Below are 12,908 nucleotides of genomic sequence, written 5' to 3'. Positions count from 1 at the left end.
CGCGTGAGGGACAGTCTAGCGCTCCGGCGTGGCACCGGTGTGAAGTGGGTCGCGGGCAGCGGGAAGATGTTCTTCCTCAATGAAATACAACGGCCGCTGCTTGGATTCAGCGTAATTGCGCCCGATGTATTCGCCAATCACGCCGATGGCGAGCAACTGAATGCCGCCGAGGAACAGCACCACGACCATCAGGCTCGGGTAGCCGGGCACGGGGTCGCCGTCCAGCAGCGCCTTGATCAGCACTTTCAGTCCAAGCAGAAAGGCCAGCACCGACGCGGCCAGGCCGGTCCAGGTGGCAAGCTTCAGCGGCGCACTGGAAAACGAGGTAATGCCTTCGATCGCCAGTTGGATCAAGCGCCAGTAATTCCATTTCGTGATGCCCGCCAGGCGCGGATCGCGCATGTATTTAATCGAGGTCTGGCGGTAGCCGATCCAGGCGAACAGTCCCTTCATGAAACGCTGTCGCTCGCGCAGCTGCGACAGCGCGGCCAGTGCGCGGCGCGAGAGCAGTCGGAAATCGCCGGTATCCCGTGGTACTGCGACGTCCGACAACATCTCCATGGTCCGGTAGAACGCGGCCGCGGTGAAACGCTTCAAACCGGTTTCGCCGGCGCGCGCGCTGCGCGTGGCGTAGACCACGTCATAACCGGCCTGCCATTGCTCGACCAGTTGCGGGATCAGCTCGGGTGGGTCTTGCAAGTCGGCATCGATCACCACGGCAGCGTCGGCGTCCACGTGGTCGAGTCCGGCGGTGAGCGCCGATTCTTTACCGAAGTTGCGGGACAGCTTGAGCGTGCCGACGCGTGGATCGGCCGTGGCAAGGGATTGCATGATCTGCCAGGTGTCGTCCCGGCTGCCGTCATCGACGTACAGCACATCGCTCTGCAGCGGCAACTGATCCAGCACCTTGGACAGCCGCTCATGGAATGCCGCCAGGACGGCCGATTCGTTGTAGGCGGGTACGACAACGGTAAGTCGCGGCATGCCGAAGATCCAAAGGGTAGGGCGGGAATGCTAGCGAAGTGCGCGTGCCGCGGCGAGACTCGGCGATTTAGCGTCAGTGTCGCCGCGTCCGCTCGGTGTCACGTGGGGGTTGTCGGCCTCGCAGATAGGCCGGGCCGCCAAGCTGATTCATCTGCTGCTCGATCCAGCGGCTGCGCTCCATCACATAAGCGCTGGGGCGATCGACCAGAAAGCGATCCGGGTTGGGCAGAACGGCAGCCAGCCGCGCCGCTTGCGCCGGACCAAGTTGTGCTGGCGACGCGTGGAAGAACACATCGCTGGCCGCACCCACCCCGTAAATGCCATCGCCTAGCTGGGCGATGTTCATATACACCTCCAGAATGCGCTGCTTCGGCCAGGTCAGCTCCAAGAGCACCGTGAAATACGCCTCCAGTCCCTTGCGTACGAAGCTGCGGCCATTCCACAGGAAGAGGTTCTTGGCGGTCTGCTGGCTGATCGTGCTGGCGCCGCGCAGGCGCCTGCCGTCATCGGCGGCATCGATCGCGTTCTGGATGGAATCGAAATCGAAACCGTGGTGGAACGGGAATTTCTGGTCTTCCCCGGCCACCATCGCGATAGGCACCCAGGGCGAAATGCGCGACCAGGGCACCCAGTGGTGCTGCAGGTGGAAATCCTTCTCGCCATGGGTCAGCGCGTCCAACTGGCGCTCCATCATCACCGCAGACGTCCAGGGCGGCACGAAGCGCAGCACCAGCACCACGAACCAGCTCAATGCCACCCATGACAGGATCAGGATGCCCACGTAACGCAGCAGACGGCGGAATGGAGGAAAATGAGCCATGGCCCAGCATGTAGAAAAACCCGCCGGATTATAAGCGGCGATTCTTAATGGGCTATTGTCGGGTCCCAGGCGAATCCCCATTTACTGTCGCTTGAGCTTTTGAGAGGTAAATCCACGTGGAAACCGTGCTTGTCGAGGATGTGCTCCATCGTTTTCTGCTCGAACGCGCCGGCGTTCGGGGCGTGATCGTTCGGCTGGGGGCGGCCTGGCGCGAAGTGGCGGGCCGTGCGGACTATCCGGCGCCTCTGCGCGAACTGCTGGGCCAATCGCTGGCTGCCAGCGCGCTGCTGACCGGCAATATCAAGCTCGAAGGCGCACTGTCGATCGAATTGAAGAGTGCGGGTGCACTGCGGCTGCTGTTCGCGGAGTGCTCCGACACGGGGCGTCTGCGCGGCCTGGCGCGCTGGAATGGCGACTTGCCGACGCCCCTGCCGCTGAACGATCTGCCTGACGCCATCATGGCGATCACCATTGGCCATGCCGAGCGCGGGCAGCGTTATCAGGGCTTGGTCGACCTCGGCCACGCTGAATTGGCGGGCGCGCTCGAAAACTACTTCCGGCAGTCCGAACAGTTGCCGGCGCGTATTGTGCTGGCCGCCGATGGTCAACACGCAGTGGGACTGATGCTGCAGAAGCTGCCGGGCGAAGGCGGCCGCGATGCGGTGCACGACGAGGATGCATGGCCGCGTATCGAGCATCTCACTGCGACCTTGGGCCGCGAGGAGTTGCTCACCACGCCACCCGAAGAATTGCTCTATCGTCTTTATCACGAAGAGACGGTAAGGCTGTTCCAACCGCGACCGTTGGCGTTCGGTTGCAGCTGCTCGCGGGAACGCGTGGAATCCATGCTGCGCTCGCTCGGGCAGGATGAAATCGAAGCGACCCTCGAAGCGCAGCAGGGCACCATCGAAGTGACTTGCGAGTTCTGCGCACGCACCTACACGTTCGATCGGGTGGATGCGCAACATCTGCTGAGCGGAAGCACCACCAGCAGTTCTACCGTCCAGTAAATGCATCGATGGGTTCAATCCCATCGATCCTGCACGCCGCCTCAGCCCACGGTGCTAGCTTGCCCCACCCACACTTCCACCGCCTGAGGCCGGGCAAATAGAAAGCCCTGGCCGTAACGGCAACCGATGTTGCGCAGTGCCTGCCGCTGCGCTTCATCTTCGATACCTTCGGCAATTACCTGCATCTGCAATGAATCGGCGAGCACCTGGATGGCGCGCACGACAGGCAGGCTGTGGCTGCCGGCGTTGGCAAGTTCGGTGATGAAGGTGCGATCGATCTTCAGCGTTTCGATCGGATACTGGTGCAGATAACTGAGCGATGAGTAGCCGGTGCCGAAATCGTCCAGTGCAATGCCTACGCCGTGCTGGCGCAGATTGTCGAGGATGCGTTTGACCTGCGCCGGGTTTTCCAGCAGCGTGCGTTCGGTCACTTCAATGCGCAACGAATGCGGATTGACGCGATGCGCGCGCAACAGGTCAAGCAGGCGGTCGTCCAGATCGGATTGGCGGAAATGGCGGCCTGAAACATTGAGGCTCACAAAACCGTCCTGGCCGGCGAGCCTGCTCGCTTGCGAGGCGACCTGCTCGAAGATCTGCCAATCGATCGTTTCCGCACTGCCGTTTTCTTCGGCCACCGCGAGAAAATCACCAGGACAGAGCAGCCCACGATCGGGGTGACGCCAGCGCAGCAGCGCTTCGTAGCCCACGGTGCGTCCGTCATCAAGACTGACAATCGGCTGGTAGAACGGCACGAATTCGTTGCGGCTCAGAGCGCGGCGCAAATCGCCTTCCATTTCCAGCAGCGACAGCACTTCACGGCGCAGTCGGTCGTCAAACACGGCGGCGCGATGACGGCCTTCATCCTTGGCACGGTACATCGCCGCGTCAGCGTCACGCAGCAACTCTTCCGGCTGCTGGTAATGCGGGCCGGGCAGCGCAATGCCGATCGAGGCAGAGGTGAAGATTTCCTTGATGCCGAGTCGGAACGGTACGTGCAATTCCGCGATGATGCGCTCGGCAACCACGCTGGCCTTGCTCACATCGCTAATGCCTTCCAGCAGCACGGCGAATTCGTCACCGCCCAATCGCGCTACCAGATCGCGCGTTTTCAAGCAGGCGCGGATGCGACTGCCGGCCTGGAACAGCAGATCATCGCCGATCAGGTGGCCAACCGAATCGTTGATCACTTTGAAACGGTCCAGATCGATAAACAGCACCGCGAACAGCTTGTTCGGATCAGCATGATAGGCCTGCAAGGCCTGTCCGAGCCGTTGCAGCAGCAGGGTGCGATTGGGTAGGCCGGTCAGCGAATCGTGCAAGGTTTCGTACATCAGCCGGCGCTCGACGCGTTCGCGCTCAGCAATCTGTTCGCGCAGGTCGCGATTGGCCAGCGCGAGCGCGCGCGTGCGTTCGGTGACGCGGCGTTCCAGGTTCACGTAGGCCTGTTTCAGCGATTCGCTGGTCTGCTTACGCTGCAGCGCGTTGGCAATGTGATAGCTCACGAACGTGAGCAATTCCTGGTCGCGCGTGTCATAGATGTGCTTGGGCGAATAGCTCTGCACCACCAGTACGCCCATGACCTTGTCATCCAACACCAGCGGCACACCCAGCCAGCACACCGACTTGGCACCGACTTGCTCGCATTCCCCGCTTTTGACGAGGCGGTCGAAGGTTTCGCGATCGGCCAGCAGCGGCTTGCCGTGCTTGAGTACGTATTCGGTCGCACCATTGGCGATCTGGCGGGACGCGCGCGTGGTTTCGATCTCGTCGACGAAGTAGGGGAAGGTGATGTTCTCACCGCTTTCGTCGAGCAGCGCAATGTAGAAGTTGCGAGCGTAGAGCAATCCGCCCACCACACGATGCACGGCGGCGTAGAAGTTCTGCTGGCTTTCCGGCGCGCTGGCCAGTTCGGCGATGCGGAACAAGGCCGACTGCAAGCGCTCGCCACGCTGGCGCTGCAACACTTGCTGGCGCAGCACGCGGTTGGTGGCGCGTAGCGCGGCAGTGCGGTCGGCTACGCGGCGTTCCAGCTCGGCATGCGCTTCGCGGCGTTCCAGCGCGGTCTGCATGTGCTGGGCGACGTAGTTCAGCAGGTCGCGGTCATGACGGGTGTAGCGCGTATCTGTGCGATAGGTCTGCACGACGATGCCGCCGACCACCTGGCTGCCGCGCAGCAGCGGCACGCCCAGCCAGTGTTCGCAGGGCGGCCCGACCAGGATGAAGCGGCCTTCCAGTTGCCGCGAGAGTTCCTCGACCGAGCCCATGAGCGGCTGGCCGTTCTGCAGCAGGTTCCAGGTCAGGCTGTGCCGCATGTCCTGCAAGGGATAGTTTTGGTCCGGGAGCGGCGGTTTCTGGTCGACTGTGTCCACGTAGTACGGAAAGCGCACGCTGTCCGTGGCCGGGTCGTACAGGAAAATGTAGAAGTTCTCCGCATACATCAGCATCCCGACGATGGCGTGCAGGGACTGCATCATCTCGGTCATGTTGTGGGCGGTGCCGGCCAGTTCGGCGATGGCATATAAAGCGCGCTGCAGGCGTTCGGCCATGGCCAAGCGGGAGATGGCTTCATAGAGCCGCCCTGTTTCGCTCAGCTGACGCAGGCGCGTGCCGGCGAGCCGTCCCAACCAGCCCAGGTCGGCGCTGACAGCCTCGTTCAGGCTGGCCGGATCGCCGATGAAGGCGAGGGTCTGCAGGCTTTGCGGATCTCTGGCCAGGTTCAGCTGGCCGGGCGGAGGCTGCTCGCCGGATTCCGCGGGCAGCCAGCGAAGCTCGCCCTGAAGGCCCAGGTGGCGCAGGGCGCCCTGGCAGATGTCCAGCACGTTGCCGGCGTCAACGGCCCGGAACAGACGCTCCATGGTCTCACGCAGCCCGGCCGGAATGGCTTCCGGTGAAGAAGACGTGAAATGGGGGCTGTCAGGCAGTGAACTCATGGTCAGTGAGCGGGTCCATGCGCTGTATAAGGAATGACTATATCGCGTGATGATCGTGTCATGTCGCTATCGCCTAGGGAAAGCATGCTGAGCTAACACCCGTCCAAGATTCCGGCTGTGCCGGGATCCTGGACAGGCTCTAAGGGCGGTCCATGCATCCACCGTGCCAGCAAGTGCTTGTCCGGAGGCCGGTTTTGGCGCGTTGCCGCACAGAAAAATGCCCTTTTTAGGGTGTTAGTAAAAAGTAAAATGGGGTACACTGATTCTCGGGAGTCCGCCCCTCCGAGAGGGGTGGTCGGGTCTGTAATGCCAATCGCCAATCTCATGCGCCGACTGTTGCTGACATTGCCGCTGCTCTGCGTGCCGCTTCTTGCGGCAGGGCAGACGCTGAGCGGTGATCAGGCCAGCAACATGGCGTGGCTGCAGCAACAACAGGCGCTCTCGCAAACCGGTCAGCCTGCGCAGGGTTCCCTGCTGGTGCAGTCACAGAGCACGTCGACGGCCAGCGCACAAGCGCAAGGCAATGCCGGTTTGTCGCTCAATCCACTTTCGGGCGGCACGGTCAATGCGAGCAGCCTGCAATACAGCATCACGCCGAATGTCACCGCGCAGGCTGGCGTTACGCAGCGCTCCTGGGTCAACCAGCCGCGCATTATCGGCAGTGAAGTGGGCGCTACCTATAACGCCGGACGCTACAGTCTTGGTGTGAGTGTTGCGCAGGATCAGGTGCCCAACACCACGGCGCTGCCACGCGTGTTGCCGGGTGCCGTCACTGGCGTGAATGGTTTGCAGGATTTCGACAGCAGCACGCAAGTCAATGCGAACGGTCGCTTCGCGTTCAACAACAACAGTGGCGTGTTGCTTGGTGCAAGCATGGGCCGTATTCGCCTGCTGCCGGGCAACTTGATGGGACTGACCACGCTCGACCAGAAGGCGCTGAGCTTCGGTATCGATCACGGCCCGATCAGCGGCAGCATTATCGGCCGCACCATGCAACCGGAACCCGGTATTGGGTTGCCTGGCGCGTACACCGCGGATCGTCGCTGGAACAGCATCGACCTGGGTGTCACCTGGCGTCTGCCGTGGCAGGGTTCGTTGAGCTTTGGTGCGCAGAATCTGTGGTCATCGGGCAACAACACGAATACACCGGTTGGGCCGCCGGAACCGGATCAGTCACGTACCCCTTACGTGCAGTATCACCAGGATCTCTGATTCGCTGACATTACAAACGCAAACGCCCCCGGTTATGCCGGGGGCGTTTGCGTTTGCAGTGGTGGCAATGGAAAACGTGATCATTCATCGTCACGTTTTCGTTTCTGCTCCAGCCATCATCCGGAGGCCGTTTCCTTGGTCTTATTCGCCGCTTCCGGATTTCCTGATCCTCAGATCGCCGCTGAACGTTTCGATGCTGATCTTGCCGTCGCCGCTACCGGCCACGGTTTCGAGGTGACTGCCCGGTCCATGCTCGGGCTGCGTGGGCGTACCGAAATCGCTGCGCAGATCGCCGCTGAAGGTGCTGGCGTGGATGCTGCTGGAAAGTGAGGCAGGGAATTGCAATTGCACATCGCCGCTCATGCTGTCGACACTCATGCTGCCGCCGGTAGCGAGTCCACCGGTGAGCTGCACATCGCCGGAGACTGTGCTCAGGCTCAGCTGTTGCCATGGGCCTCCGTTAGCCTGGATGCGACCGGACACTGTTTGCAGATCGACGGACTGGCCAAGTGACGGGGCAAGAATGTCGCCACTCACGGTCTGCAATTTGGCGCGCTGCGCATGACCGGAGAAAGCGACGTTGCCGCTCACTGTCACCACGTTGAGCGCTGGTGTCTGCGCATGGATGCGCACGCGACCACTCACCGAATTCACCGCGATGTCGCCGCCATCAATGCCATCGACGCTCAGTGGTGCGCTGACCACATTGACCTTTACGGAGGCGCCGCGCGGCACATTCACGTCCAGCGTTGAATCGGACATGGCATTGTCGCCACCCCAGTTGAGCCAGCCGTTATGGCCTTGCGCCTGCACCTTGATCGACAGATTGTTCTCGCTACCATCGATGGTCAGCGGTTGCGCGCCGCTGCCAAGCTCACCGCCGACATGGACCTCGTTGCGATCCCATGCGGTGATCGTCACTTCGCCTTTGACGTTGGTGATTTCCACGTGCACGGTGGGCGCGGCAGGGTGGCTCAGATCGAGCTGGCTTTCGGCGAGCGCCTGTCCTCCCCAGCACAGGCAGCACAGCAGCGGCAGATAGCGGACGTTTTTCATCGTTATTGTTTCCTGGATGCTTCAGCCGGCATGTTTTTCAAGTTCGCGCAGCGTGGCCTGCTGCGCATCGGTCCGCTGCAGCAGGCGCTGCAGGGCGGGCGAGTCGGGAGCTTGCTGGATGGCCTGTTGCAATTCCATGCGCGCGGCATCCAGTTCGACGGCGGCGCCAGCCAGGCGCGGATCGCTGGGTTTCCACGGCAAGGTATTGCTGGCGGTCATCGCGGTAAGAGTGGGGGAGACGGCGGGTTGGATCGTTTGCGCATGCCACACGATGCCGCAGGCCAGTACGAACATGGCAGCGAGGCTGGCGGCCACGGCCCAGGCGTGGTGGCGGCGTGGCGGCCTGATCGGTGTGACGACCACATGCTTGGTTTGACTCGTGCCGTCGAGTTCGGCATCGATACGCGCCCATAGATCGTTGCGCGGGGTGGCCGGCTGATTGAGGTCGCGCATCTGGCGCAGCCATTCGAATTCGTTCATCACACTTCTCCCAACGCTTTGCGCAACAAGCCACGTGCTCGATGCAGTTGCGCCTTGGACGACCCTACTGCCATCTCCAGTTCGCCGGCGATTTCCTCGTGGCGCCAGCCTTCCACGTCGTGCAAAACCAGTACTGCGCGAGCCCGCGGCGGGAGCTTGCCGATCGCACGTTCCAGCTCCTGGCGTTCGGCAGCGCAGAACGGGGTCTCGCCATGCTCGGGAACGCTGTCCTCGTCGACATAGCCGACCGGATCGGCGCCCCGCGCCCGGATGTCCATCAGTGCCACGTTCACCGCCAACCGGTAAAGCCAGGTGCCAAATGCGCTCTGCTCGCGGAAGCTGTCCAGTTTCTGCCAAGCGCGCACGAAGGCATCTTGCGTCAGATCTTCGGCCCGCGCGTGATCGTAGCCGGACAACCGCAACATGGCGCCATGGATACGGCCGACATGCAGGCGATACAGGCGCTGGAACGCCTGTCGGTCGCCTGCGGCGGCCGCGCGCACGTCATCTGTATCGTTGTGTCCCGCAGCGAGCGCAGGCGGCATGGCGCTTCCGTTGGCGATGCAAGCAGCAATCATCTTGCTAGCTTGGATGCAGGTGAGGGCTCTGGGGTTTAGAGGATTAACCCTTTCCCCATCAGGGAGAAGGATGGGATGAGGGGGCAATTTTGCGAAATGGTAACCATCGTCGCAAGAGCGGCCCCTCACCGCAGTCCTCTCCCCCGGTGGGGAGAGGACGCAGAGCATCAGGCGTTGGCCGCCTTGCGCGCCGGAGAGGTTTCCAGCGCCTGGGCGACGCGTTGCTGTTCCTGTCGCAGGCGCGCCGGCAGACGTGGGGCAAAACTGTTGAGGTATTCGCCAATGGCATGCAGCTCGGCTTGCCAGCCGGCCTGATCGACTTCAAGCAGTTCAGCCAGCGTCTCGCGCGGCAGGTTCAAACCTTCGAGTTTGAGTTCGCCGTGCGCGGGCAGGGTGCCGATCGGCGTTTCAGCGCCGCTGACCTTGTTTTCCACACGGGCGATCATCCATTCCAGTACACGCAGGTTTTCACCGAAGCCGGGCCACAGGAACTTGCCATCTTTGCCTTTGCGGAACCAGTTCACGTGGAAGATCTTCGGCAGCTTGGCGCTCGGTTTGTCGAACGAGAGCCAGTGCGAGAAGTAGTCGCCGTAGTGATAACCGCAGAACGGTTTCATCGCCATGGAGTCGCGGCGTAGCACACCGACGGCGCCGGTAGCAGCGGCCGTGGTTTCCGAACCCATTGCCGCGCCCATCAGCACGCCGTGAGTCCAGTCGCGTGCTTCCATGACCAACGGCAGCAGCGAGGGACGGCGGCCACCGAACACGATCGCGCTGATCGGCACGCCTTGCGCATCCTCGGCCTTCGGTGACCACGTGGGGCACTGCTTGGCGCTGACGGTGAAGCGTGAGTTCGGATGCGCAGCCGGACCGTTGGCGGAGTCATACGGACGGCCTTGCCAGTCAGTGACCGGCGTGCCCGGCAGACCTTCCCACCATGGCTGGTTGTCAGCTGTGACGGCTACGTTGGTGAAGATGGTGTCGCGCGCGATGGTTGTCAGCGCGTTCGGGTTGCTGCTGTCGCTGGTGCCGGGCGCCACGCCGAAGAAGCCGGCTTCCGGATTGATCGCGTACAAGCGTCCATCGGCGCCAGGGCGCATCCAGCAGATATCGTCGCCAACTGTCCACACGCGCCAGCCAGCTTTGCGATAACCCTCCGGCGGAATCAGCATCGCCAGATTGGTTTTGCCGCACGCCGAGGGGAAGGCTGCCGCAATGTAATGCGTCTGGCCTTGCGGATTTTCGATACCGACGATCAGCATGTGCTCGGCCAACCAGCCTTCGCTACGTGCCTGGTGGCTGGCGATGCGCAGCGCATGACACTTCTTGCCGAGCAGAGCATTGCCACCATAGCCGGAACCGTACGACTGGATCGACAGCTCTTCCGGGAAATGCATGATGAAGCGGCGTTCTGGATCGAGTTCGCCGGTGGAGTGCAGTCCCTTCACGAAGTGGCCTTCGCGCTCGATGCGAGCCAGCGCGGCCGCGCCCATGCGCGTCATGGTGCGCATGTTTGCCACCACGTAGGGGCTGTCGGTGATTTCGACACCGCAACGTGACAGCGGTGAATCGATAGGTCCCATGCAGTACGGAATCACGTACATGGTGCGACCTTCCATGCAACCTTCGAACAGCGCATCCATCTTGGCGTGCGCATCGGCCGGGGCCATCCAGTGATTGTTGGGGCCTGCGTCGGCTTCGTCCTTGGTACAAACGAAAGTCAGGTGCTCCACGCGCGCCACGTCGGACGGGCTGGATCGATGCAGATAGCAGCCCGGATGGGTCTGCTGGTTGAGTTCGATCAGATCTCCGCTCTGCAGCATCTGCTGCACCAGCGTCCGATATTCGGTATCGGAACCGTCACACCAATGGATCGTCGCGGGGCGGGTCATAGCCGCCACGTCATGAACCCATCGTTCGAGCGAATCGAGCATGCTCGTCATGTTTCCCTCGCCTTGGTCTACCCACAAAAAGGAGATAAGACGGTAAGTTACGGAAACTGGCATTGCAAGGTTACGTGCAGCAATGCCTGAGATGGACAAGCGTAAATAGGGAATGACTAAAAGCAGGGGATACCCTGCTTTTGCGATTCCCGACGCTCTATTTTCGATTCCCGGCGCTTAGGCCGGGATCAGGGTCGCGATCATGTGCTCGACGTAAGTGTCGAACTCTTCATGGCTCAACCTTGGCAGACCGAGTGTGAAATTCAGCTGCAGGAAGCCGACATAGGCGGCGTAGGTCAGGCGAGCGCGATTGAGCGCTTCACCCACTTCCAGCCCGGCCTCGGTGTACGCCGTGTGAAGAAATTCCGTACGCCGCTTGGAGACTCGCGCCATCACCGGCACGACCAGCGGGTGATCCAGCGCTTTCAGCAACGCGGCATAAACCCGGTGCGGCTGCAGCTCGTGAGCAACGCGGCGGAAAAGTTCCGGCAGGCGTTCACGCGGGTCGGGAATAGCTTCGATCTGACTGATGACTTCGCGCTCGCCATACTGCTCCCAGCGCTCCAGGGCAGCCTGAAGCAGGGCTTCGCGCGTGCGGAAATGCCAATAAAAGCTGCCTTTGGTGACGCCGAGCTGGCGGGCGAGAGCCTCCACGGCCAGCGCGCCGACGCCTTGCTCGGCAATCAGACTGAGGGCGGCATCTTCCCAATCTTCAGCGGAAAGGCGCGCGCGTTCGGGTTTTTGACGGACATTCATACCCGTATGGTAGCCCAGACCGGCGAGAAACTGTGGCCACGTTGGCCTTTTCGCAGGCCCTGAAGCGGGAGAGCTGGGCCGGTTGACGCCAGCCTGCTGAGCAATCCATACTCATGCGTATGGATAAGCATTCGCCTACCCGAACCTCCCACGACACGGCCAACGGCCTCGCCCTGGCCGTGGATGTGCGCAACGCAACGGGCCAGCCGACGTTGCTGTTTGCGCATGGTTTTGGCCAGACCCGCGGGGCCTGGAATGCGGTGGCGGCTACGATGGCCGCCCACGGCTGCCGCTGTGTGAGCTTCGATAGCCGTGGCCACGGTGAAAGCGACCGCGTGCCAGGTGGCGAGTACCACATGCAGCAATTTGTGGACGATCTGCTGAGCCTGGCACATGCCCAACCTGAGCCGCCGATCCTGGTGGGGGCGTCGATGGGCGGCTTGCTTGGTCTGGTGGCGGCCGGTGAAATTCGGCCCACGCCGTTCCGCGCGCTTGTGCTGGTGGATATCACGCCACGCTGGGAAACCTCGGGTGTGGAGCGCATTCTTGCGTTCATGCAAGCGCATCCCGACGGATTCGCCAGTTATGCCGAAGCGGCCGAGCAGATTGCGGCGTACTTGCCACAACGGCGCGAACGGAAGAGCGAACAGCAATTGCGTCCGCTGCTGCGCGAAGGCGCCGATGGGCGTCTGCGCTGGCACTGGGATCCGGCTTTGCTGGCCGGTGGACTGGTAAGCGAGAGCGAGCGTTATCAACCGCGTTTGCTGAGCGCTGCCGCCAAGGTCGAGGTGCCGGTGCTGCTGCTTTCCGGCGAACGCAGCGATGTGGTTTCTCACCACACGGTCGATGAATTTCTGGCCCTGGTACCGCATGCACGGCATGCCGAAGTGCCAGGCGCTACCCATATGCTGGCCGGCGATGCGAACGATGCATTCACGGCCCAGATAGCAGGCTTTATTACGAGCTTGCCCAAAGCCTCCACATGGCCCGCGCCGGAAGCTGCTTGCGCGCAGGACAAGGAAGAACGAGGGCGTGTATGTCGATACACAACCGAGTGATGACGCAGTCATGTGGGCAAACAGATCCGGCCCGAAGGGTTGCGTCTGAGCGGCCGCCATACGATAACGTGCGATTTGACC

The 12,908-nt window shown here is 62.1% G+C and carries 11 protein-coding genes; 3 read left to right on the top strand and 8 right to left on the bottom strand.

Features of this window, described 5'->3' with window-relative positions:
* Window positions 1-15 precede the first annotated feature (15 nt).
* Window positions 16-984: a glycosyltransferase family 2 protein gene (locus ISN74_RS16685; protein WP_188800287.1), complete on the bottom strand. Its 969-nt coding sequence runs from the start codon at window positions 982-984 to the stop codon at window positions 16-18.
* 73 nt (window positions 985-1,057) lie between these two features.
* A complete protein-coding gene (gene mtgA, locus ISN74_RS16680; RefSeq protein ID WP_188800286.1) occupies window positions 1,058-1,804 on the bottom strand; it encodes a monofunctional biosynthetic peptidoglycan transglycosylase in 747 nt (248 codons plus the stop codon).
* Between the two features lie 116 nt (window positions 1,805-1,920).
* Here mtgA and hslO point away from each other — a divergent pair, with 116 nt between their 5' ends.
* Window positions 1,921-2,814, top strand: a complete 894-nt coding sequence (hslO, locus tag ISN74_RS16675) for an Hsp33 family molecular chaperone HslO (RefSeq protein ID WP_188800285.1) — start codon at window positions 1,921-1,923, stop codon at window positions 2,812-2,814.
* Window positions 2,815-2,855: 41 nt separating this feature from the next.
* Here the strand turns inward: hslO and ISN74_RS16670 are convergent, their stop codons facing one another.
* On the bottom strand, window positions 2,856-5,744 hold the full coding sequence (locus tag ISN74_RS16670) for a bifunctional diguanylate cyclase/phosphodiesterase (protein WP_188800284.1): 2,889 nt from the start codon (window positions 5,742-5,744) through the stop codon (window positions 2,856-2,858).
* Window positions 5,745-6,050: 306 nt separating this feature from the next.
* Between ISN74_RS16670 and ISN74_RS16665 the strand changes: the two genes are divergently transcribed.
* Window positions 6,051-6,956, top strand: a complete 906-nt coding sequence (locus tag ISN74_RS16665; RefSeq protein WP_229679330.1) for a hypothetical protein — start codon at window positions 6,051-6,053, stop codon at window positions 6,954-6,956.
* A 141-nt stretch (window positions 6,957-7,097) separates the two neighbouring features.
* Here ISN74_RS16665 and ISN74_RS16660 read toward each other — a convergent pair whose 3' ends face one another.
* The 5 genes from ISN74_RS16660 to ISN74_RS16640 form a co-directional block, all read right to left on the bottom strand.
* Complete coding sequence (locus ISN74_RS16660; protein ID WP_188800283.1) at window positions 7,098-8,012, bottom strand: DUF4097 family beta strand repeat-containing protein; 915 nt, start codon at window positions 8,010-8,012, stop codon at window positions 7,098-7,100.
* A 21-nt stretch (window positions 8,013-8,033) separates the two neighbouring features.
* The gene (locus ISN74_RS16655; RefSeq protein WP_188800282.1) at window positions 8,034-8,492 is read right to left on the bottom strand and encodes a hypothetical protein; all 459 of its coding nucleotides are present in this window, start codon (window positions 8,490-8,492) and stop codon (window positions 8,034-8,036) included.
* Window positions 8,492-9,037, bottom strand: coding sequence for an RNA polymerase sigma factor (locus ISN74_RS16650; RefSeq protein WP_188800281.1), 546 nt, complete (start codon window positions 9,035-9,037; stop codon window positions 8,492-8,494). Before ISN74_RS16650 ends, ISN74_RS16655 begins: the two co-directional genes overlap by 1 nt.
* A 200-nt stretch (window positions 9,038-9,237) precedes the next feature.
* Window positions 9,238-11,013, bottom strand: a complete 1,776-nt coding sequence (locus tag ISN74_RS16645) for a phosphoenolpyruvate carboxykinase (GTP) (protein WP_188800280.1) — start codon at window positions 11,011-11,013, stop codon at window positions 9,238-9,240.
* A gap of 177 nt (window positions 11,014-11,190) precedes the next feature.
* On the bottom strand, window positions 11,191-11,769 hold the full coding sequence (locus ISN74_RS16640; protein ID WP_188800279.1) for a TetR/AcrR family transcriptional regulator: 579 nt from the start codon (window positions 11,767-11,769) through the stop codon (window positions 11,191-11,193).
* Window positions 11,770-11,882: 113 nt separating this feature from the next.
* On the opposite strand from ISN74_RS16640, the gene ISN74_RS16635 reads away from it, so the two are divergent.
* Window positions 11,883-12,827, top strand: a complete 945-nt coding sequence (locus ISN74_RS16635) for an alpha/beta fold hydrolase (RefSeq protein WP_188800278.1) — start codon at window positions 11,883-11,885, stop codon at window positions 12,825-12,827.
* The last annotated feature ends 81 nt before the right edge of the window (window positions 12,828-12,908 follow it).

The sequence above is a fragment of the Dyella caseinilytica genome, from assembly GCF_016865235.1.
Taxonomy (GTDB): domain Bacteria; phylum Pseudomonadota; class Gammaproteobacteria; order Xanthomonadales; family Rhodanobacteraceae; genus Dyella_B; species Dyella_B caseinilytica.
This window is presented reverse-complemented; position numbering and strand designations above follow the sequence as displayed.